This window comes from Pseudomonas sp. Sample_20 (assembly GCF_004307585.1).
In the GTDB taxonomy this organism is placed as follows: Bacteria; Pseudomonadota; Gammaproteobacteria; order Pseudomonadales; family Pseudomonadaceae; genus Aquipseudomonas; species Aquipseudomonas atacamensis.
This window is the reverse complement of sequence record NZ_RCOA01000083.1, coordinates 20,173-40,891: the sequence shown is the minus strand read 5'-3', so window position 1 is coordinate 40,891 and position 20,719 is coordinate 20,173. Positions and strand designations below refer to the sequence as shown.

At 56.2% G+C, this 20,719-nt stretch carries 32 protein-coding genes; 31 read left to right on the top strand and 1 reads right to left on the bottom strand.

Features of this window, described 5'->3' with window-relative positions; all coding sequences use genetic code 11:
• The first annotated feature begins 213 nt into the window (after positions 1-213).
• From rpsJ to bfr, 30 genes are all read left to right on the top strand, one after another.
• Positions 214-525, top strand: a complete 312-nt coding sequence (gene rpsJ, locus D8U70_RS18295) for a 30S ribosomal protein S10 (protein ID WP_003186070.1) — start codon at positions 214-216, stop codon at positions 523-525.
• A gap of 80 nt (positions 526-605) precedes the next feature.
• Positions 606-1,241, top strand: coding sequence for a 50S ribosomal protein L3 (gene rplC / locus D8U70_RS18290; RefSeq protein ID WP_003228738.1), 636 nt, complete (start codon positions 606-608; stop codon positions 1,239-1,241).
• Positions 1,242-1,253: 12 nt separating this feature from the next.
• Positions 1,254-1,856 carry a 50S ribosomal protein L4 gene (gene rplD, locus D8U70_RS18285; RefSeq protein ID WP_003228735.1) on the top strand — a complete coding sequence of 201 codons (603 nt, stop codon included), beginning with the start codon at positions 1,254-1,256 and terminating at the stop codon, positions 1,854-1,856.
• Entirely contained in the window at positions 1,853-2,152 is a 300-nt protein-coding gene (gene rplW / locus D8U70_RS18280) for a 50S ribosomal protein L23 (RefSeq protein WP_002555488.1), read from the top strand. Before rplD ends, rplW begins: the two co-directional genes overlap by 4 nt.
• A gap of 14 nt (positions 2,153-2,166) precedes the next feature.
• On the top strand, positions 2,167-2,991 hold the full coding sequence (rplB, locus tag D8U70_RS18275; RefSeq protein ID WP_016772943.1) for a 50S ribosomal protein L2: 825 nt from the start codon (positions 2,167-2,169) through the stop codon (positions 2,989-2,991).
• A gap of 16 nt (positions 2,992-3,007) precedes the next feature.
• The gene (gene rpsS, locus D8U70_RS18270) at positions 3,008-3,283 is read left to right on the top strand and encodes a 30S ribosomal protein S19 (protein WP_130929451.1); all 276 of its coding nucleotides are present in this window, start codon (positions 3,008-3,010) and stop codon (positions 3,281-3,283) included.
• Positions 3,284-3,294: 11 nt separating this feature from the next.
• Positions 3,295-3,627: a 50S ribosomal protein L22 gene (gene rplV / locus D8U70_RS18265; protein WP_003103908.1), complete on the top strand. Its 333-nt coding sequence runs from the start codon at positions 3,295-3,297 to the stop codon at positions 3,625-3,627.
• A 13-nt stretch (positions 3,628-3,640) separates the two neighbouring features.
• The gene (rpsC, locus tag D8U70_RS18260) at positions 3,641-4,327 is read left to right on the top strand and encodes a 30S ribosomal protein S3 (RefSeq protein WP_003176422.1); all 687 of its coding nucleotides are present in this window, start codon (positions 3,641-3,643) and stop codon (positions 4,325-4,327) included.
• Positions 4,328-4,339: 12 nt separating this feature from the next.
• Entirely contained in the window at positions 4,340-4,753 is a 414-nt protein-coding gene (rplP, locus tag D8U70_RS18255; protein WP_003228729.1) for a 50S ribosomal protein L16, read from the top strand.
• Positions 4,753-4,944, top strand: coding sequence for a 50S ribosomal protein L29 (gene rpmC, locus D8U70_RS18250; protein ID WP_002555481.1), 192 nt, complete (start codon positions 4,753-4,755; stop codon positions 4,942-4,944). The genes rplP and rpmC overlap by 1 nt, the downstream gene beginning before the upstream one ends.
• Positions 4,945-4,946: 2 nt before the next feature.
• Positions 4,947-5,213, top strand: a complete 267-nt coding sequence (rpsQ, locus tag D8U70_RS18245; protein ID WP_003194644.1) for a 30S ribosomal protein S17 — start codon at positions 4,947-4,949, stop codon at positions 5,211-5,213.
• Between the two features lie 23 nt (positions 5,214-5,236).
• The gene (gene rplN, locus D8U70_RS18240) at positions 5,237-5,605 is read left to right on the top strand and encodes a 50S ribosomal protein L14 (protein ID WP_002555479.1); all 369 of its coding nucleotides are present in this window, start codon (positions 5,237-5,239) and stop codon (positions 5,603-5,605) included.
• A gap of 11 nt (positions 5,606-5,616) precedes the next feature.
• On the top strand, positions 5,617-5,931 hold the full coding sequence (rplX, locus tag D8U70_RS18235; protein WP_003186046.1) for a 50S ribosomal protein L24: 315 nt from the start codon (positions 5,617-5,619) through the stop codon (positions 5,929-5,931).
• 20 nt (positions 5,932-5,951) lie between these two features.
• Complete coding sequence (rplE, locus tag D8U70_RS18230; RefSeq protein ID WP_003210069.1) at positions 5,952-6,491, top strand: 50S ribosomal protein L5; 540 nt, start codon at positions 5,952-5,954, stop codon at positions 6,489-6,491.
• Between the two features lie 13 nt (positions 6,492-6,504).
• Positions 6,505-6,810 (top strand): 30S ribosomal protein S14, encoded by a 306-nt coding sequence (rpsN, locus tag D8U70_RS18225; protein WP_003186042.1) that lies wholly within the window; start codon positions 6,505-6,507, stop codon positions 6,808-6,810.
• A 208-nt stretch (positions 6,811-7,018) separates the two neighbouring features.
• Positions 7,019-7,411, top strand: a complete 393-nt coding sequence (gene rpsH / locus D8U70_RS18220; protein WP_016772944.1) for a 30S ribosomal protein S8 — start codon at positions 7,019-7,021, stop codon at positions 7,409-7,411.
• A gap of 12 nt (positions 7,412-7,423) precedes the next feature.
• Entirely contained in the window at positions 7,424-7,957 is a 534-nt protein-coding gene (gene rplF / locus D8U70_RS18215; protein WP_003228722.1) for a 50S ribosomal protein L6, read from the top strand.
• Positions 7,958-7,967: 10 nt separating this feature from the next.
• Complete coding sequence (gene rplR, locus D8U70_RS18210) at positions 7,968-8,318, top strand: 50S ribosomal protein L18 (protein WP_003186037.1); 351 nt, start codon at positions 7,968-7,970, stop codon at positions 8,316-8,318.
• Positions 8,319-8,321: 3 nt separating this feature from the next.
• Positions 8,322-8,822: a 30S ribosomal protein S5 gene (gene rpsE / locus D8U70_RS18205; RefSeq protein ID WP_007955637.1), complete on the top strand. Its 501-nt coding sequence runs from the start codon at positions 8,322-8,324 to the stop codon at positions 8,820-8,822.
• Between the two features lie 2 nt (positions 8,823-8,824).
• A complete protein-coding gene (gene rpmD / locus D8U70_RS18200; RefSeq protein WP_003176408.1) occupies positions 8,825-9,001 on the top strand; it encodes a 50S ribosomal protein L30 in 177 nt (58 codons plus the stop codon).
• Positions 9,002-9,004: 3 nt separating this feature from the next.
• On the top strand, positions 9,005-9,442 hold the full coding sequence (gene rplO / locus D8U70_RS18195) for a 50S ribosomal protein L15 (RefSeq protein WP_003228720.1): 438 nt from the start codon (positions 9,005-9,007) through the stop codon (positions 9,440-9,442).
• Positions 9,443-10,771: a preprotein translocase subunit SecY gene (gene secY / locus D8U70_RS18190; protein ID WP_016772945.1), complete on the top strand. Its 1,329-nt coding sequence runs from the start codon at positions 9,443-9,445 to the stop codon at positions 10,769-10,771. It abuts the gene before it with no gap.
• Between the two features lie 27 nt (positions 10,772-10,798).
• Positions 10,799-10,915 carry a 50S ribosomal protein L36 gene (rpmJ, locus tag D8U70_RS18185; RefSeq protein WP_002555468.1) on the top strand — a complete coding sequence of 39 codons (117 nt, stop codon included), beginning with the start codon at positions 10,799-10,801 and terminating at the stop codon, positions 10,913-10,915.
• A gap of 130 nt (positions 10,916-11,045) precedes the next feature.
• Complete coding sequence (rpsM, locus tag D8U70_RS18180; protein ID WP_003186020.1) at positions 11,046-11,402, top strand: 30S ribosomal protein S13; 357 nt, start codon at positions 11,046-11,048, stop codon at positions 11,400-11,402.
• Between the two features lie 30 nt (positions 11,403-11,432).
• The gene (gene rpsK / locus D8U70_RS18175) at positions 11,433-11,822 is read left to right on the top strand and encodes a 30S ribosomal protein S11 (RefSeq protein WP_002555466.1); all 390 of its coding nucleotides are present in this window, start codon (positions 11,433-11,435) and stop codon (positions 11,820-11,822) included.
• 18 nt (positions 11,823-11,840) lie between these two features.
• Positions 11,841-12,461, top strand: coding sequence for a 30S ribosomal protein S4 (gene rpsD / locus D8U70_RS18170; RefSeq protein WP_003176404.1), 621 nt, complete (start codon positions 11,841-11,843; stop codon positions 12,459-12,461).
• A 22-nt stretch (positions 12,462-12,483) separates the two neighbouring features.
• Positions 12,484-13,485: a DNA-directed RNA polymerase subunit alpha gene (gene rpoA, locus D8U70_RS18165; RefSeq protein ID WP_016772946.1), complete on the top strand. Its 1,002-nt coding sequence runs from the start codon at positions 12,484-12,486 to the stop codon at positions 13,483-13,485.
• A 42-nt stretch (positions 13,486-13,527) separates the two neighbouring features.
• Positions 13,528-13,914, top strand: coding sequence for a 50S ribosomal protein L17 (gene rplQ, locus D8U70_RS18160; protein ID WP_003176402.1), 387 nt, complete (start codon positions 13,528-13,530; stop codon positions 13,912-13,914).
• 239 nt (positions 13,915-14,153) lie between these two features.
• Entirely contained in the window at positions 14,154-15,590 is a 1,437-nt protein-coding gene (locus D8U70_RS18155) for a catalase (RefSeq protein ID WP_110646970.1), read from the top strand.
• Between the two features lie 167 nt (positions 15,591-15,757).
• Entirely contained in the window at positions 15,758-16,225 is a 468-nt protein-coding gene (gene bfr / locus D8U70_RS18150; protein ID WP_016772947.1) for a bacterioferritin, read from the top strand.
• Between the two features lie 64 nt (positions 16,226-16,289).
• Here the strand turns inward: bfr and uvrA are convergent, their stop codons facing one another.
• On the bottom strand, positions 16,290-19,124 hold the full coding sequence (gene uvrA, locus D8U70_RS18145) for an excinuclease ABC subunit UvrA (RefSeq protein ID WP_130929450.1): 2,835 nt from the start codon (positions 19,122-19,124) through the stop codon (positions 16,290-16,292).
• 191 nt (positions 19,125-19,315) lie between these two features.
• Between uvrA and D8U70_RS18140 the strand changes: the two genes are divergently transcribed.
• On the top strand, positions 19,316-20,713 hold the full coding sequence (locus D8U70_RS18140) for an MFS transporter (protein ID WP_122747494.1): 1,398 nt from the start codon (positions 19,316-19,318) through the stop codon (positions 20,711-20,713).
• Positions 20,714-20,719: the final 6 nt, after the last annotated feature.

The following is a 20,719-nucleotide window of genomic DNA, read 5'->3' as shown; positions in this document are numbered from 1 at the left end:
CTATCCGTGAAGGCGGTCGTACCGTCGGCGCTGGCGTCGTAGCCAAAATCATCGAGTAAGACTTTTAAAGTCAGCTTGATGGATTGAAAAAGCCCCCGCTCAGCGGGGGCTTTTTTATTGGGTTGACACCTATCGGGGGCGTCTATAGAATTGCGCCTCCTTTTAACGGGCGTATTGCGCCCGGTGGGAATAGCAGCCGGAGTCTGAAATCCAATGCAAAATCAGCAAATCCGTATCAGGTTGAAGGCTTTTGACCATCGCCTGATCGACCAATCAACCCAGGAAATCGTGGAAACCGCGAAACGTACTGGTGCTCAAGTGCGTGGTCCAATTCCACTGCCTACCCGTAAAGAGCGGTTCACCGTTCTGGTTTCCCCGCACGTCAACAAAGACGCGCGTGACCAGTACGAGATCCGCACTCATAAGCGTGTTCTGGACATCGTCCAGCCAACGGATAAAACCGTTGACGCGCTGATGAAGCTTGATCTTGCGGCCGGTGTGGAAGTGCAGATCAGCCTCGGCTAAGACTCGGTCTTGGTCGTGTAACGCTCTGAAATGGGCGGCCATAGCGGGTGAAAGCCCCGTACACTCATGAGGTTTACAACATGACTATTGGTGTAGTCGGTCGTAAATGCGGTATGACCCGTATTTTCACCGAAGAAGGTGTCTCCATTCCGGTCACGGTCATTGAGATCGAGCCGAATCGCGTCACCCAGTTCAAAACTGAAGAGACCGATGGCTATCGTGCAGTGCAAGTCACTGTCGGCGAGCGTCGCGCTTCGCGTGTAACAGCAGCTCAGGCTGGCCACTTCGCTAAAGCGAACGTTGCCGCTGGTCGCACCACCATGGAATTCCGCCTTGAAGAAGGCGAGTACCAGGCTGGCGATCTGATCAACGCTGAAATCTTCGCCGCTGGTCAACTGGTTGATGTAACCGGTCAGTCCAAGGGTAAAGGCTTCCAGGGTACGATCAAGCGTTGGAATTTCCGCGGGCAAGATAACACCCACGGTAACTCCGTATCCCACCGCGTCCCAGGCTCTATCGGCCAGTGCCAGACTCCTGGTCGTGTATTCAAGGGCAAAAAAATGTCCGGTCATATGGGCGCTGAGCGCGTGACCGTGCAGTCCCTGGAAGTAGTGCGCGTGGACGCTGAACGCAATCTGTTGTTGGTCAAGGGTGCTGTTCCTGGCGCTACTGGCGGCAACCTGGTTGTACGTCCAGCAGCCAAGGCTCGCGGTTAAGGGGAAGCTGACATGCAATTAAATGTAAATGACGCTCAAGCGATCGAAGTTTCCGAACTGACATTTGGCGGCGAATTCAACGAGACGCTGGTTCACCAAGCAGTCGTGGCCTACATGGCCGGCGGCCGTCAAGGTAGCAAGCAGCAGAAGACCCGTTCCGACGTTCGTGGTGGCGGCAAGCGCCCATGGCGTCAGAAAGGTACTGGCCGTGCTCGTGCCGGTACTATCCGTAGCCCAATCTGGCGTGGCGGCGGTACCACTTTCGCAGCTCGTCCACAGGATCACTCCCAGAAGCTGAACAAGAAGATGTATCGCGCAGCAATGCGTTCCATCCTTGCTGAGCTGGTGCGTACTGATCGTCTGGTCGTGGTTCAGGATTTCGCTGTTGAAACTCCGAAAACCAAAGATCTGCTGGGCAAACTGAACAACATGAGCCTGACCGACGTTCTGATCGTGTCGGACGCTGTTGATCAGAACCTGTACCTGGCTGCTCGCAACCTGCCGCACGTAGATGTACGTGACGTGCAAGGTTCCGATCCAGTTAGTCTGATCGCATACGACAAGGTGTTGATCACCGTGTCGGCCGTGAAGAAATTCGAGGAGCTGCTGGGATGAACCAGGAACGCGTATTTAAAGTTCTGCTTGGCCCGCACGTTTCCGAGAAGGCTACGGTTCTGGCAGACAAGAAAGGCCAGTTCGTTTTCAAGGTTGCTACTGATGCAACCAAGCTGGAAATCAAGAAGGCCGTCGAAAGCCTGTTCAGCGTGAAAGTAGAGCGCGTCACTACCCTGAACGTTCTGGGTAAGAGCAAGCGCACTGCTCGCGGTCTGGGCAAGCGTAATGACTGGAAGAAGGCAGTTATCTCCCTTCAGCCAGGCCAAGATCTCGATTTCAGCAGCAGTGCTGAGTAAGGAAGGGGTGCATCATGGCAATCGTTAAATGCAAACCGACTTCCCCTGGCCGCCGTTTTGTGGTCAAGGTGGTCAACCAGGAGCTGCATAAAGGCGCTCCTCACGCACCGCTGCTCGAGAAAAAATCGAAGTCTGGTGGTCGTAACAACAATGGCCGTATTACCACTCGTCACATCGGTGGTGGTCATAAGCAGCATTACCGTATGGTCGATTTCCGTCGCAACGACAAAGATGGCATCGTCGCCACTGTCGAGCGTATCGAATACGATCCAAACCGTACTGCTCACATCGCACTGCTTTGCTACGCAGACGGCGAGCGCCGCTACATCATCGCCCCTAAAGGCGTGAGTGCTGGCGACCAGCTGATCGCAGGCGCTCTGGCTCCAATCAAGCCAGGCAACGCTCTGCAACTGCGCAACATTCCAGTCGGTTCTACCGTACACGGCATCGAATTGAAGCCAGGTAAAGGTGCACAGATCGCTCGTTCCGCTGGTGCTTCGGCTCAGCTGATCGCTCGTGAAGGTGTCTACGTGACCCTGCGTCTGCGTTCCGGTGAAATGCGTAAAGTCCTGGCTGAATGCCGTGCGACCCTGGGTGAAGTCTCGAACTCCGAGCACAGCCTGCGTTCGCTGGGTAAAGCTGGTGCCAAACGCTGGCGTGGCGTTCGCCCAACCGTTCGTGGTGTTGCCATGAACCCGGTTGACCACCCACATGGTGGTGGTGAAGGTCGTACCTCTGGTGGTCGTCATCCGGTATCGCCATGGGGCTTCCCGACTAAGGGCGCGAAGACTCGTGGTAATAAGCGTACCGACAAAATGATCGTCCGTCGTCGCAAGTAAATAGAGGGATACGACAGTGCCACGTTCTCTGAAAAAAGGTCCTTTTATTGATCTTCACCTACTGAAGAAGATCGAAGTGGCGGCGGAAAAGAACGATCGCAAACCAGTTAAGACCTGGTCGCGCCGTTCCATGATCCTGCCACAAATGGTCGGTCTGACCATCGCGGTACACAACGGTCGCCAACACGGCCCAGTTCTCGTGAACGAAGACATGGTCGGCCATAAACTGGGCGAGTTTGCCGGTACCCGCACTTATCGTGGGCACGTGGCTGACAAGAAAGCCAAGCGTTAAGGGGTAAGGAAATGGAAGTAGCCGCTAAGTTGTCGGGCGCTCGAATCTCCGCCCAGAAAGCCCGCTTGGTCGCCGACCAGATCCGCGGGAAGAAGGTGGGCGAAGCGCTCAACCTGTTGGCTTTCAGCAGTAAGAAAGCCGCCGAGATCATGAAGAAAGTGCTGGAGTCGGCCGTAGCCAACGCCGAGCATAACGAAGGCGCAGACGTTGATGACCTGAAGGTCAGCACCGTTTTCGTCAACGAAGGGCGTTCGCTGAAGCGCATCATGCCACGTGCCAAAGGCCGTGCTGATCGCATCGTCAAGCGGTCTTGCCATATCACTGTCAAGGTTGCTGACAAGTAACGGAGTCGAAGAGATGGGTCAGAAAGTACATCCCATTGGCATTCGCCTGGGAATCGTCAAGGAGCACACCTCCGTCTGGTACGCAGACGGTCGGACTTATGCGGACTACTTGTTCGCAGATCTGAAAGTGCGTGAGTATCTCCAAGACAAACTAAAAAGCGCGTCCGTAAGCCGTATCGATATCCATCGTCCGGCCCAAACTGCACGCATCACCATCCACACCGCTCGTCCAGGTATCGTTATCGGGAAGAAAGGTGAAGATGTTGAGAAACTGCGTCAGGACCTGACCAAGCAAATGGGTGTGCCTGTGCACATCAATATCGAAGAGATCCGCAAGCCGGAGCTCGACGGTATGCTGGTTGCGCAGAGCGTAGCTCAGCAGCTGGAGCGTCGTGTAATGTTCCGTCGCGCTATGAAGCGCGCTGTACAGAACGCCATGCGCATTGGTGCCAAAGGCATCAAAATCCAAGTGAGCGGTCGTCTCGGCGGTGCTGAAATCGCACGTACTGAATGGTATCGCGAAGGTCGTGTGCCACTGCACACCCTGCGTGCCGACATCGACTATGCCAACTACGAAGCTCACACCACTTACGGTGTGATCGGTGTAAAGGTTTGGATCTTCAAAGGCGAAGTTATTGGTGGTCGCCAAGAAGAACTGAAACCACAAGCACCAGCGCCTCGTAAAAAAGCTGCTAAGTAAGGGGTACGCCAAATGTTGCAACCAAAGCGTACGAAGTTCCGCAAGCAGATGACCGGCCACAACCGTGGTCTGGCACTGCGCGGTAGCAAAGTCAGCTTCGGCGAGTTCGCGCTGAAGTCTGTTGCTCGTGGTCGTCTCACCGCTCGTCAGATCGAGTCAGCGCGTCGTGCTCTGACCCGTCACGTAAAACGTGGCGGCAAGATCTGGATCCGTGTATTCCCGGACAAGCCGATCTCCAAGAAACCTCTCGAGGTTCGTATGGGTAAAGGTAAGGGTAACGTGGAGTACTGGGTTGCCCAGATTCAGCCAGGCAAAGTCCTGTATGAAATCGAGGGTGTTTCTGAAGAGCTGGCGCGTGAGGCTTTCGCCCTGGCTGCTGCAAAGCTGCCGCTCGCCACCTCCTTTGTTAAACGGACGGTGATGTGATGAAAGCGAATGAACTTCGTGAAAAATCCGCACAGCAGCTGAACGAGCAACTGCTCGGCTTGCTGCGCGACCAGTTCAATCTGCGCATGCAGAAAGCAACTGGCCAGTTGGGGCAGTCTCATCTGCTCTCGCAAGTTAAGCGTGACATCGCTCGCGTGAAGACTGTGCTCAACCAGCAGGCAGGTAAGTGATCATGGCTGAAGCCGAAAAAACTGTCCGTACGCTGACTGGCCGTGTTGTCAGCGACAAGATGGACAAAACCATCACCGTTCTGATCGAGCGTCGCGTAAAGCACCCGATCTACGGTAAATACGTTAAGCGTTCGACTAAGCTGCACGCGCACGACGAAACCAATCAGTGCCACATCGGCGACAAAGTCACTATTCGTGAAACTCGTCCGATGGCCAAGACCAAGTCTTGGGCGCTGGTTGATGTTCTCGAACGCGCTGTGGAAGTCTAAGGGCTAGGGGTCGGAGAAATTATATGATTCAGACTCAATCCATGCTCGATGTGGCCGATAACAGCGGCGCTCGCCGTGTTATGTGCATCAAGGTGCTGGGTGGCTCCCATCGTCGTTACGCTGGTATCGGTGACATCATCAAAGTTACCGTCAAGGAAGCAATTCCTCGCGGTAAAGTGAAAAAAGGCCAAGTGATGACTGCTGTTGTAGTCCGCACTCGTCACGGCGTACGTCGTGCTGATGGCTCCATTATCCGCTTTGATGGCAACGCTGCTGTTCTTCTGAACAACAAGCAAGAGCCGATCGGCACCCGTATCTTTGGGCCAGTGACCCGTGAACTTCGTACTGAGAAGTTCATGAAGATCGTCTCGCTCGCCCCAGAAGTGCTGTAAGGAGATCCGACATGCAAAAGATTCGTCGTGACGACGAGATCATCGTGATCGCCGGCAAAGACAAAGGTAAGCGCGGTAAGGTGCTGAAGGTTCTTGCTGACAACCGTTTGGTTGTTGGTGGTCTGAACCTGGTCAAGCGTCATACCAAGCCTAACCCGATGTCGGGCGTACAGGGCGGTATCGTCGAGAAAGAAGCGCCACTGCACGCTTCCAACGTCGCCATCTTCAACGGCGAAACCAACAAGGCTGACCGCGTTGGTTTCAAAGTAGAAGACGGTAAGAAAATTCGTGTCTTCAAGTCGACCCAAAAAGCGGTTGATGCTTGAACACTGCTAGGTAGAAGACCATGGCACGACTAAAAGAGATTTACCGGAAGGAAATCGCTCCGAAACTTAAGGAAGAACTTAAGCTTTCGAACGTGATGGAAGTTCCGCGCGTTACCAAAATCACCCTGAACATGGGTCTGGGCGAAGCGATCGGCGACAAAAAAGTCATCGAGCACGCTGTTGCTGACCTCGAAAAGATCACCGGCCAGAAAGTCGTTGTGACCTACGCTCGTAAATCCATCGCTGGCTTCAAAGTCCGCGAAGGATGGCCGATCGGCGTCAAAGTGACCCTGCGCCGTGAGCGTATGTACGAGTTCCTGGATCGTCTGCTGTCGATCTCCCTGCCTCGGGTTCGCGACTTCCGCGGCCTGAATGCCAAGTCCTTCGATGGTCGTGGCAACTACAGCATGGGCGTGAAAGAGCAGATCATCTTCCCGGAAATCGACTACGACAAGATCGATGCTCTCCGCGGTCTGGACATTACCCTGACCACCACTGCCAAGAACGATGATGAAGGCCGCGCTCTGCTGCGTGCTTTCAAATTCCCGTTCCGCAACTGATTGGAGTAGGAAAATGGCCAAGAAGAGCATGAAGAACCGTGAGCTGAAGCGTCAGCTCACCGTTGCCAAGTACGCCACCAAGCGTGCAGCGCTGAAAGCTATCATCGTCGATCTGAACGCAAGTCCAGAAGCGCGTTGGGAAGCTACCGTAGCTCTGCAGAAGCAACCACGTGACGCTAGCGCTTCGCGCATGCGTAACCGTTGCCGCCTGACTGGTCGTCCGCACGGCGTATACCGCAAGTTCGGCCTCGGTCGTAACATGCTGCGTCAAGCTGCAATGCGTGGTGACGTACCAGGTCTGGTTAAAGCCAGCTGGTAACAGTTGTCAAAGTCTCGATGTTCGGGTTCGCAAGAACCTGACCATCGGTGGCCTTGAATCTGAATCAAGCCCCTTTTGGGGCTTGATTCATTTCTGGGGTGTGTCTAGAATGACCGGCTCGCCTGAGCCCGTGTTTTTCTGCCCGGAAGTTCTCGGCGACAAGTAGTAGCCGCAAGGCTAATTTTTTTGTATTAGGAGCGTCTAGCCCATGAGTATGCAGGACCCGTTAGCGGACATGCTAACTCGAATCCGTAATGCCCAGATGGCTGAAAAGTCTGTCGTAAGCATGCCGTCTTCCACGTTGAAGGCTGCTGTAGCAAAAGTCCTGAAGGACGAAGGTTACATCGCGGATTTTCAGATCACCACCGACGCCAAGCCGTCGCTGTCCATCTCGCTGAAGTACTTCGAAGGCCGTCCGGTTATCGAAGAAGTGAAGCGCGTTAGTCGTCCAGGCCTGCGTCAGTACAAGTCCGTTGAAGATCTGCCGAAAGTTCGTGGCGGTCTTGGCGTGTCTATCGTCTCCACCAACAAAGGTGTGATGACGGATCGTGCTGCGCGCGCTGCCGGTGTCGGCGGCGAAGTTCTTTGCACTGTGTTCTAAGGGGGGATAAGCATGTCTCGCGTCGCTAAGAACCCCGTTAAGCTGCCAGCCGGTGTCGAAGTCAAATTCGCAGGCCAACAGCTTTCGGTGAAGGGTGCCAAGGGTACTCTTGAACTGAACATCCATTCGTCCGTTGAGATCGTTGAAGAAGCTGGTGAGCTGCGTTTCGCTGCTCGCAATGGCGATCAACAAACTCGCGCAATGGCCGGTACCACGCGTGCGTTGGTAAACAACATGGTCCAGGGCGTAAGCCAAGGCTTCGAGCGCAAGCTCCAGCTGGTCGGTGTTGGTTACAAAGCGCAAGCAAAAGGTCAGGTTCTGAACCTGGCTCTTGGCTTCTCGCACCCAGTGGATTACGAACTGCCGGAAGGCATCACCGCTGAGACTCCTAGCCAGACCGATATCCTGATCAAGGGCATCGACAAGCAGCTGGTAGGTCAAGTGGCCGCCGAGATCCGCGACTTCCGTCCACCAGAGCCATACAAAGGCAAAGGTGTGCGCTACGCGGACGAAGTCGTCCGTCGTAAAGAAGCCAAGAAGAAGTAGGGCATAGCAAATGACCGACAAAAAAGTTACTCGACTGCGTCGCGCTCGCAAAGCACGCCTGAAAATGCACGAACTCGAAGTCGTGCGTCTCTGCGTGTTCCGCTCGTCGCAGCACATCTACGCCCAGGTCATCTCGGCCGACGGCAACAAAGTCCTGGCAAGTGCCTCGACTTTGGATAAAGAACTGCGTGATGGTGCCACTGGCAACATCGACGCGGCCACAAAGGTTGGCCAGCTGGTCGCTACGCGTGCTAAGGCCGCTGGCGTATCGCAAGTGGCTTTCGACCGCTCTGGCTTCAAGTACCACGGCCGCGTTAAAGCGCTGGCTGATGCTGCTCGTGAAGCTGGGCTGGAGTTCTAAGTTATGTCAAATAACGACCAAAAGCGCGACGAAGGCTACATCGAGAAGCTGGTTCAAGTTAACCGCGTAGCCAAAACCGTTAAAGGCGGCCGTATCTTCACTTTCACCGCGTTGACCGTGGTTGGTGATGGTAAAGGGCGTGTTGGCTTCGGCCGTGGCAAGTCGCGTGAAGTGCCTGCTGCGATCCAGAAGGCAATGGAAGCTGCTCGCCGCAACATGATTCAAGTTGACCTGAACGGCACCACTCTGCAGTACGCAATGAAGTCCGCTCACGGCGCTTCGAAGGTGTACATGCAGCCTGCTTCTGAAGGTACCGGTATCATCGCTGGCGGCGCTATGCGTGCTGTCCTCGAAGTTGCTGGCGTTCAGAACGTTCTGGCCAAGTGCTACGGCTCGACTAACCCGGTAAACGTGGTTCACGCCACTTTCAAGGGTCTGAAGGCTATGCAGTCTCCTGAGTCCATCGCTGCCAAGCGTGGCCTGCGTGTTGAGGAGATCAAGTAATCATGGCTACCGTTAAAGTTACGCTGATCAAAAGCATGACCGGCCGCATCCCTAACCACAAACTGTGCGTTAAGGGTCTGGGTCTGCGTCGCATCGGTCACACTGTAGAAGTCCAGGATACTCCCGAAAATCGCGGGATGATCAACAAGGCTTACTACATGCTGCGTGTCGAGGGTTAATCGATGAAACTCAATGATCTGAGTCCAGCGCCGGGTTCCCGTCGCGAAAAGCATCGTCCGGGCCGTGGTATCGGTAGTGGTTTGGGCAAGACTGGTGGCCGTGGTCACAAAGGTCAGACCTCCCGCTCCGGTGGCACCATCGCTCCAGGCTTTGAAGGCGGTCAACAGCCGCTGCATCGTCGCCTGCCTAAGTTCGGTTTCGTTTCCCTGAAAGCCATGGATCGCGCAGAAGTGCGTTTGTCCGAGCTGGCCAAAGTGGAAGGCGACATCGTTACTGTGCAGTCCCTGAAAGATGCCAACGTGATCAACGTCAACGTACAGCGTGTGAAAATCATGCTGTCCGGTGAAGTGACTCGCGCTGTCACTATCGGCAAGGGAATCGGCGCCACCAAAGGTGCGCGTGCGGCTATCGAAGCAGCTGGCGGCAAGTTCGAGGAATAAATGGCTAAGCAAGGTGCTCTCTCTGCGCTCGGCAAAGGCGGTATGTCTGAACTCTGGGCTCGTCTGCGTTTTCTGTTCCTGGCGATTATCGTCTACCGAATAGGCGCACACATCCCGGTTCCAGGTATCAACCCGGACCGACTCGCAGACCTGTTTCGACAGAATGAGGGGACCATTCTTAGCTTGTTCAACATGTTCTCCGGCGGCGCGCTGGAACGGATGAGCATCTTTGCACTGGGGATCATGCCGTACATTTCGGCATCGATCATCATGCAACTGATGACCGCCGTCAGCCCGCAGCTGGAGCAGTTGAAGAAGGAAGGTGAAGCTGGCCGTCGCAAGATTAGCCAGTACACCCGCTACCTCACCGTCGCTCTCGCTCTGGTCCAGGCTATTGGCATGTCCATTGGTCTGGCGGGGCAGGGCGTCGCGTTCACTGGTGACTTTGGCTTCCATTTCGTCGCGGTAACCACATTTGTGGCTGGTGCGATGTTCATGATGTGGCTGGGTGAGCAGATTACTGAGCGTGGTGTTGGCAACGGTATCTCGATGTTGATTTTTTCGGGTATCGTCGCCGGTCTTCCGAGAGCAATCGGGCAGTCTTTCGAGTCTGCGCGTCAGGGTGATATCAACATCTTCGCCCTGGTTGCCATCGGTTTGCTGGCAGTAGCGATTATCGGTTTCGTGGTGTTCATTGAGCGTGGTCAGCGTCGTATTGCTGTTCACTACGCCAAGCGTCAGCAGGGCCGCAAGGTTTTTGCTGCGCAGACAAGCCACTTGCCGCTGAAGGTGAACATGGCCGGTGTTATTCCGGCTATTTTCGCGAGCAGCATCTTGCTGTTTCCGGCTTCGTTGGGTGCCTGGTTCGGTCAGTCTGAAGGTATGGGCTGGTTGCAGGACATCTCGCAGTCGATCGCTCCTGGTCAGCCGTTGAATATTCTGCTGTTTAGTGCAGGGATTATTTTCTTCTGCTTCTTCTATACGGCGTTGATGTTCAATCCGAAAGACGTAGCGGAAAACCTGAAGAAGTCCGGTGCCTTTATTCCGGGCATCCGTCCAGGTGAGCAGTCTGCGCGCTATATTGATGGCGTTCTGACCCGCTTGACCCTGTTCGGTGCTCTTTACATGACGGCCGTGTGCCTGTTGCCCCAATTCCTGGTGGTTGCAGCAAACGTTCCGTTCTACCTTGGCGGGACCTCGTTGCTGATCGTGGTCGTGGTTGTGATGGACTTCATGTCCCAAGTACAATCGCACCTCGTTTCGCACCAGTACGAATCCCTGATGAAGAAAGCCAACCTGAAGGGTTACGGCAGCGGCATGTTGCGCTGAGTACCCATAAGGTTCGAGGAGTTGGTGATGAAAGTTCGTGCATCGGTGAAAAAGCTGTGCCGTAACTGCAAGATTATTCGCCGCGAAGGTGTTGTTCGAGTAATTTGCAGCGCGGAACCGCGTCACAAACAGCGCCAAGGCTGAGTGTGATTGTGCTTCAAGCCCGGTAGCTAGTGCGCTACCGGGTTGATTATTTGTTATTACAGCGATATTATCTCGCGCCCTATTTCTTGGCTTCCGGGGCGTAGGTAGCTGTCAATTGGAGTCCCACTGAATGGCCCGTATTGCAGGCGTTAACATTCCAGATAACAAGCATACTGTTATCTCGCTGACCTACATCTATGGTGTTGGTCGCACTACTGCGCAGAAGATCTGTGCAGTGACTGGGGTAAACCCAGCAGCAAAGATCAAAGATCTGAGCGACGAGCAAATTGAACAGCTGCGTGGCGAAGTGGCGAAGTTCACCACTGAAGGTGACCTGCGTCGCGAAATCAACATGAAAATCAAGCGCTTGATGGACCTCGGTTGCTATCGCGGTCTGCGTCATCGTCGTGGTCTGCCAGTACGCGGTCAGCGTACCAAGACCAACGCGCGTACCCGTAAAGGTCCGCGTAAGCCGATCCGCAAGTAATCGCCCCAGCGAATCGACAGGAATTTAATCATGGCAAAACCTGCTGCTCGTCCTCGTAAAAAAGTTAAAAAGACAGTGGTTGATGGCATCGCCCACATCCATGCATCTTTTAACAACACCATCGTGACCATTACCGACCGTCAAGGTAACGCTCTTTCCTGGGCTACCTCCGGTGGTTCGGGTTTCCGCGGTTCCCGCAAGTCCACCCCGTTCGCTGCTCAAGTAGCTGCTGAGCGTGCTGGTCAAGCTGCGCTGGAATACGGCCTGAAAAACCTCGACGTCAACGTCAAGGGTCCAGGTCCAGGTCGTGAATCCGCAGTCCGCGCTTTGAACGGCTGTGGCTACAAGATCGCCAGCATCACCGACGTGACGCCAATCCCGCACAACGGGTGCCGTCCGCCGAAGAAGCGCCGCGTGTAATCCAGGAGATTGTAAAGAATGGCTCGTTACATTGGTCCAAAATGCAAACTCGCTCGTCGCGAAGGCACCGATCTCTTCCTGAAGAGCGGCGTGCGCGCGATCGAATCGAAGTGCAACATTGAAGCAGCACCTGGTATCCACGGCCAACGCCGCGGTCGCCAGTCCGACTACGGCACCCAACTGCGTGAAAAGCAGAAGGTCCGTCGTATCTACGGCGTTCTCGAGCGTCAGTTCAGCGGCTACTACAAAGAAGCTGCTGGCAAGAAAGGTGCAACCGGTGAAAACCTGCTGCAACTGCTCGAATGCCGTCTGGACAACGTTGTATACCGTATGGGCTTTGGTTCGACTCGTGCCGAATCCCGTCAACTGGTATCGCACAAGTCGATCAGCGTTAACGGTCAGACCGTAAACGTTCCGTCGTATCAGGTTCGTGCTGGTGACGTGGTTGCAGTTCGCGAGAAAGCAAAAAACCAACTTCGCATTGTCCAAGCTCTCGATCTGTGTGCCCAACGTGGCCGCGTAGAATGGGTAGAAGTAGACACTGAGAAGAAGTCGGGCGTTTTCAAGAACGTTCCTGCTCGCAGTGATCTGTCCGCCGACATCAACGAAAGCCTGATTGTCGAGCTCTACTCCAAGTAAGGGCTAGAAAATAGGTGCATCCATGCAGATTTCGGTAAATGAGTTCCTGACACCCCGCCACATTGATGTGCAGGTTGTCAGTCCAACCCGCGCCAAGATCACTCTCGAGCCTCTCGAGCGTGGTTTTGGCCACACCCTGGGCAACGCGCTGCGCCGCATCCTGTTGTCCTCAATGCCCGGCTGCGCAGTAGTCGAGGCCGAGATTGACGGTGTGCTCCACGAGTACAGCGCCATCGAAGGTGTACAGGAAGACGTAATTGAAATCCTGTTGAACCTTAAAGGTCTGGCCATCAAGCTGCACGGTCGTGACGAAGTTACGCTGACCTTGTCGAAGAAGGGTTCGGGGGTGGTTACCGCTGCCGATATTCAGCTGGATCATGATGTCGAGATCGTTAATCCCGATCACGTAATCGCTAACCTGGCGTCTAACGGCGCCCTGAACATGAAGCTCACCGTAGCTCGTGGTCGTGGTTATGAACCAGCCGACTCGCGTCAGAGCGATGAAGACGAAAGCCGCAGCATCGGTCGCTTGCAGCTCGACTCTTCGTTCAGCCCGGTTCGCCGTATCGCTTACGTGGTGGAAAACGCCCGTGTCGAACAGCGTACCAACCTGGACAAGCTGGTTATTGATCTGGAAACCAACGGTACCCTGGATCCTGAAGAGGCTATCCGTCGCGCTGCAACCATCCTGCAACAGCAGCTGGCTGCGTTCGTCGACCTCAAAGGTGAAAGTGAGCCGCTGGTTGTCGAGCAGGAAGACGAGATCGATCCGATCCTGCTTCGCCCGGTTGACGATCTGGAACTGACTGTACGTTCGGCTAACTGCCTTAAGGCGGAAAACATCTACTACATCGGCGACCTGATTCAGCGTACCGAAGTAGAGCTGTTGAAGACTCCGAACCTGGGCAAGAAATCCTTGACTGAAATCAAGGACGTTCTGGCCTCCCGCGGTCTGTCCCTCGGCATGCGCCTCGACAACTGGCCGCCTGCAAGTCTTAAGAAGGACGACAAGGCGACTGCCTGATCGTCGTAATCACCGAACGTAGTGTTTGGTAAGGAATGAACCATGCGTCATCGTAAAAGTGGTCGTCACCTGAGCCGCACCAGCTCGCACCGCAAGGCCATGTTCCAAAACATGGCGGTGTCGCTGTTCGAGCACGAGCTGATCAAAACTACTCTGCCAAAAGCCAAAGAACTGCGCCGCGTTGCCGAGCCGCTGATCACTCTGGCCAAGACAGACAGCCTGGCTAACCGCCGTCTGGCTTTCGACCGTACTCGTTCGAAAGCTATCGTTGGTAAGCTCTTCAACGACCTGGGCAAGCGTTACGCTACCCGTGAGGGTGGCTACCTGCGCATCCTCAAGTGCGGTTTCCGCGCTGGCGACAACGCGCCTATGGCGTACGTCGAGTTGGTTGATCGTGCTACTGCTGGCGAAGCTGTATCCGCCGAGTAAGACGTCAGTCTGAAACAAAGAACCGGGCCTAGTGCCCGGTTTTTTGTGCCTGTAAGAAATGCGCCGTCTGTACAAGTTTCTGACATGGTTGAACTGCCACTATGTGCCGGGAAAACATAATTAGTAATTATCTATCGATGCCTGCAAGTTAATGAATTTGTAGCTGTAACGTCGATGATCAATACTTCCCGCCAAGCCCATTAGCCGGCAGTTCAAGACTGACAGAGGAAGAAGACCGCATGAGCCAGACCAAGACGCTTACAACCGCCAGTGGCGCGCCAGTCGCTGACAACCAGAATTCCCGTTCCGCCGGCCCACGCGGTCCGCTGCTTCTCGACGATTTCCATCTGATCGAAAAGCTCGCGCACTTCAACCGTGAAAACATTCCAGAACGCCGTGTCCACGCTAAGGGCTCGGGCGCTTACGGTACGTTCACCGTCACCCGTGACATCACCGAATACACCAGTGCAAAGTTGTTCGAATCGGTAGGCAAACAAACGCCAACCTTTCTGCGCTTTTCCACCGTAGGTGGCGAGCGTGGTTCGGCCGACACTGAGCGCGATCCGCGCGGCTTCGCCTTGAAGTTCTACACCGAGGAAGGCAACTGGGACATCGTTGGCAACAACACGCCAGTGTTCTTCATCCGCGATCCGCTGAAGTTTCCGGACTTTATCCATACGCAAAAACGTCTGCCGCAAAGCAACCTGAAAAGCGCGCAGATGATGTGGGATTTCTGGTCGCATTCGCCTGAAGCGTTGCACCAGGTCACCATCCTGTTTTCTGATCGTGGCATCCCTGACGGCTATCGCCATATGCACGGCTTCGGCAGTCACACTTACAGCCTGATCAACGACAAAGGCGAGCGTCACTGGGTGAAGTGGCACTACAAGACTCAGCAAGGCATCAAGAACCTGGCGCCAGCCGAGGCCGCCCGTTTGGCCGGTACCGACCCGGACTATGCGCAGCGTGACCTGTTCGAGGCCATCGAGCGCGGTGAATTCCCGAAATGGCGCGTGTGCATTCAGATCATGACCGAAGCGCAAGCGGCGGCTCATTACGAGAATCCGTTCGACGTGACCAAGACTTGGTCGCAGAAGGAGTTTCCGTTGATCGAAGTTGGTGAGCTGGAGTTGAATCGCAACCCGTTGAACTACTTCGCTGAAGTTGAACAGGCGGCGTTTGGCCCGAGCAACATGGTGCCAGGCGTCGGTCTGTCGCCAGACCGCATGCTGCAAGGCCGTGTATTCGCATACGCTGACGCGCACCGCTACCGTGTGGGCACCAATCACCAGCAATTGCCGGTGAACGCTCCGCGCAGCCCGGTGAATACTTATCAGCGTGACGGCTCCATGGCTTTCGGCAGCAATGGCGGCGCGGCGCCGAACTATGAACCGAACAGCTACGTTGAGTCGCCGAAACAAGCGCCACATTACGCTGAGCCAGCGCTGGCCTTGAGCGGTGCCGCCGATCGTTATGATCACCGCGAAGACACCGACTACTACAGCCATGCCGGTGCCTTGTTCCGCTTGATGAGCGACGAGCAGAAAGCATTGCTGGTCAGCAACATTGCCGGCGCAATGGCGGGTGTTTCGAGCGACGTCGTGGATCGTCAGCTGCAGCATTTCTACAAAGCCGATCCGGCGTATGGAGAAGCAATCGCAAAGCTGCTCAACTGACAGCTTAACGTAGTCTAAACGAGAAGCAGAACCGCCCTCATTTGGGCGGTTTTTGCGTTATTTGGCCTGCTTTTCTCAGAATATCTTCGCTTTTATTGCGCGAAGCGAGTGACCTTCCGGTCAGGTTGGTTCAAACTACAGACTTTCAGGAAGGGAGATGTAGGGCGATGCAAGGCCACCCAGATGTAATCGATTACCTCAATACGTTGCTGACCGGCGAACTGGCCGCGCGTGACCAATATTTTGTTCATTCGCGGATGTATGAGGACTGGGGGTTCACCAAGCTCTACGAGCGCATCAACCACGAGATGGAAGAAGAAGCCGGCCACGCCGATGCATTGATGCGGCGGATTCTGATGCTCGAAGGCACGCCGCGCATGCGTCCGGACGATCTGGATGTCGGCACCACGGTGCCTACGATGCTCGAAGCTGATTTGCGCCTCGAATACAAAGTCCGCGCTGCGCTGTGCAAAGGCATCGAACTTTGCGAGCAACACAAAGACTATGTCAGCCGCGAAATTCTGCGGGTTCAGCTCAACGACACCGAAGAAGATCACACCTACTGGCTGGAAAAGCAGCTGGGCCTGATCAAGCTGATCGGTCTCGAGAACTACCTGCAATCCCACGCATCCTGATTGCACGGCTACAAAAAAGCCCCTGTCACTTCAACGGTGACAGGGGCTTTTTCATGCCTGGCAGTTAAGCCCGATCTCGGACCAGCAGCGGCTTGAGGTAATGGCCGGTGTGAGATTGCTTCATCTCGGCGACTTCCTCCGGCGTACCGGTGGCAATGATCTGCCCGCCCTTGGAACCGCCTTCAGGACCAAGGTCCACCAGCCAGTCAGCGGTCTTGATCACATCGAGGTTGTGCTCGATGACCACCACGGTGTTGCCGTGGTCGCGCAGACGATGGAGGACGTCGAGCAATTGCTGGATATCGGCAAAGTGCAGACCGGTGGTCGGCTCATCGAGGATGTACAGGGTCTTGCCGGTATCGCGTTTGGACAGCTCGCGCGACAACTTGACCCGCTGTGCTTCACCGCCGGACAGGGTCGTTGCCGACTGCCCCAGCTTGATGTAGGACAGGCCGACATCCATCAGCGTTTGCAGCTTGCGCGCCAGTGCCGGAACCGCGTCGAAGAATTCCCGTGCTTCCTCAATGGTCATTTCGAGGGTTTCATGGATGCTCTTGCCCTTGTACTTGATTTCAAGGGTTTCGCGGTTGTAACGCTTGCTCTTGCACACATCGCAGGGCACGTAGATGTCCGGCAGGAAGTGCATTTCCACCTTGATCAGGCCATCGCCCTGGCACGCTTCGCAGCGACCGCCCTTGACGTTGAACGAGAAACGCCCCGGGCCGTAACCCCGGGAGCGCGACTCGGGCACGCCGGCAAACAGTTCGCGGATCGGCGTGAACAGCCCGGTGTAGGTCGCCGGGTTGGAGCGCGGCGTACGGCCGATCGGGCTCTGGTCGATATCGACGACTTTGTCGAGATGTTCCAGGCCTTTGATGCTGTCATGTGCAGCCGCTTCCAGCGTGGTCGCGCCATTCAGCGCCGTGGCGCTCAGCGGGAACAGCGTGTTGTTGATCAGTGTCGATTTACCCGAACCGGATACGCCAGTCACGCACGTCAGCAGGCCGATCGGGATGTCCAGATCGACATTGCGCAGATTGTTGCCGCGCGCACCCTTGAGCGACAGGTTGAGCTTCTTGTTGCGTGGGGTGCGTTTGGCCGGCACTTCGATCTTCACCCGGCCGGACAGGTATTTGCCAGTCAGCGAATCCGGGTGCGCCATGACTTCATCCGGCGTGCCCTCGGCAACGATCCGCCCGCCGTGTACACCTGCGCCAGGACCGATATCGACGACATAGTCAGCCAGACGAATCGCGTCTTCATCATGCTCGACCACGATCACCGTGTTGCCGATATCGCGCAAATGCTTGAGCGTACCGAGCAGCCGATCGTTGTCGCGCTGATGCAGACCAATGGACGGTTCATCAAGGATATACAGAACGCCGACCAGACCGGCGCCAATCTGGCTGGCCAGACGAATCCGTTGCGCCTCGCCACCGGACAATGTGTCGGCACTGCGATCCAGCGACAGATAGTCGAGGCCGACGTTGACCAGGAATTGCAGGCGCTCGCGGATTTCCTTGAGGATCTTGTCGGCGATCTCGCCGCGGCGACCGGTCATCTTCAGCGCGCCGAAATATTCGCAGGCATCGCCGATCGGCAGATTGGTCACTGCCGGCAAGGTTTTCTCGCCGACCCAGACGTGCCGCGCTTCACGGCGCAGACGCGTGCCACGGCAATCCGGGCAGGCCTGATGGCTGAGGAACTTGGCCAGCTCTTCGCGCACGCTCGCCGATTCGGTTTCGCGATAGCGACGCTCAAGATTCGGCACGATGCCTTCGAACGGGTGCGAGCGTTTGACGATATCGCCACGGTCGTTGAGGTATTTGAAGTCTACGTTCTGCGAGCCGCTGCCATGCAGGATGAACTTCTGCTGCTCGGCGCTGAGGTCGTTGAAGGGCTTGTCCAGGCTGAACTTGTAGTGCGAGGCGAGTGAGCCGAGCATCTGGAAGTAATAGACGTTGCGCCGGTCCCAGCCGCGTATTGCACCTTCGGCCAGGGTCAGCTCGCCATTGACCAGACGCTTGATGTCGAAGAACTGCTTCACGCCCAAGCCATCACAGGTCGGGCAGGCGCCGGCCGGGTTGTTGAAGGAAAACAGCTTGGGTTCCAGCTCGCTGATCGCATGGCCGCAGATCGGGCAGGCGAAGCGTGCGGAGAAGATCATTTCTTCGCCCGGCTCGTCGTCCATCGGCGCGACCAGGGCAATGCCGTCGGCGAGTTTCAGCGCGGTCTCGAAAGACTCGGCCAGACGCTGCTGCAGATCGGCGCGGACCTTGAAGCGGTCGACGATCACATCGATCGAATGCTTCTTCTGTTTATCCAGCTTCGGCAGCTCGTCGAGCTCGCAAATGCGTCCGTTGACCCGGGCGCGGACGAAACCCTGCGCACGCAATTCTTCGAAGACCGACAGGTGTTCGCCTTTGCGTTCGCGGATCACCGGTGCCAGCAACATCAGTTTGCTGCCTTCCGGCTGCGCCAGCACCAGATCGACCATCTGGCTGACGGTCTGCGCTTCCAGTGGAATGTCGTGATCCGGGCAACGCGGCGTACCGACGCGGGCATAGAGCAAGCGTAGGTAGTCGTAGATTTCGGTGATGGTGCCGACCGTGGAACGCGGGTTGTGCGAGGTCGACTTCTGTTCGATGGAGATCGCCGGCGACAGGCCTTCGATGGTGTCGACGTCGGGTTTCTCCATCATCGACAGGAACTGCCGGGCATAGGCCGACAGCGATTCGACATAGCGGCGCTGACCTTCGGCATACAGCGTGTCGAACGCCAGGGACGACTTGCCGGATCCGGACAGGCCGGTGATGACGATCAGTTTGTCCCGTGGCAGGGTCAGGTCGATGTTCTTCAGGTTGTGGGTACGGGCCCCACGTATCAGGATCTTGTCCAAAGTGGCCTCGCTTGGCGGGCGTCGAAAACGTAGGAGTATACGGGCAAATACTGGATGGATGCACACTATCAAACGAAGGGCGTTTTGCCGTTCATGAAGAGAGTTTCATCTATACGCGTCATAGCGTCGCGATATACCCCGTCTTCCGATGGGACTGGTAGAATCGCCGCCGGTTCACACGAGGTTTTTCCATGCACGATCCCCACAGCGAACGCATGAGTGGCAGCGAGACCCGCGCGGCGAGCGGTCTGGCCCTGGTGTTCGCTTTCCGTATGCTTGGCATGTTCATGGTGTTGCCGGTGCTGGCGACCTATGGCATGGATCTGGCGGGAGCGACCCCGGCCCTGATCGGGCTGGCGATTGGCGCTTACGGTCTGACCCAGGCAATTTTCCAGATTCCGTTCGGGATCATTTCCGACCGCATCGGTCGCCGGCCGGTGATCTACCTCGGCCTGATCGTCTTCGCTCTCGGCAGTGTTCTGGCTTCCCAGGCCGATTCGATCTGGGGCGTGATCGCCGGGCGAATCCTGCAGGGCGCCGGGGCGATTTCTGCAGCGGTGATGGCGCTGCTTTCCGACCTGACCCGCGAGCAGCATCGCACCAAAGCCATGGCGATGATCGGCATGACCATCGGCCTGTCGTTTGCCGTGGCCATGGTGGTCGGGCCGTTACTGACCAGTGCGTTCGGGCTGTCCGGGCTGTTCCTCGCCACTGGCGCCATGGCGCTGGTCGGCATCCTGATCATCATGTTCATGGTGCCGCAATCCACCGGGCCGTTGCAGCACCGTGAGTCCGGCGTCGCCCGGCAGGCACTGATGCCGACGCTCAAGCACCCGGACCTGCTGCGCCTGGATCTGGGCATCTTTGTGTTACATGCCATGTTGATGTCGAGCTTCGTCGCCTTGCCGCTGGCACTGGTGGAAAAAGCCGGTTTGCCCAAGGAACAGCACTGGTGGGTCTACCTCACCGCGCTGCTGATTTCGTTCTTCGCCATGATCCCGTTCATTATCTACGGCGAGAAGAAACGCAAAATGAAACGAGTTTTGCTCGGCGCCGTCATGACATTGATGCTGACTGAACTATTCTTCTGGCAGTTCGGCGACAGCCTGCGTGCTCTGGTGATCGGTACTGTGGTGTTTTTCACCGCGTTCAATCTGCTCGAGGCATCGTTGCCGTCGCTGATCAGCAAGGTTTCACCGGCGGGCGGCAAGGGCACGGCCATGGGCGTGTACTCCACCAGCCAGTTCCTCGGTTCGGCACTCGGCGGGATACTCGGCGGCTGGTTGTTCCAGCATGGCGGTCTGTCGGTTGTGTTCCTCGGATGCGCCGCGCTGGCTGCACTTTGGCTGGCCTTTGCTGTTACCATGCGCGAACCTCCCTACGTGACGAGCCTGCGCTTGCCGTTGTCGCCCGAAGCGATCCGCGAAGCGGGTCTGGTCGAGCGCCTCAAGGCCCTGGTAGGGGTAACAGATGCAGTGATAGTCGCCGAAGAGGCGGCTGTTTACATCAAACTGGACAAAGAATTAGTGGATCGCAGCACCCTCGAACGCCTGGTCAACAACCCGGCCGGGGCTGCGTGCGACGCTTAGGAGAAC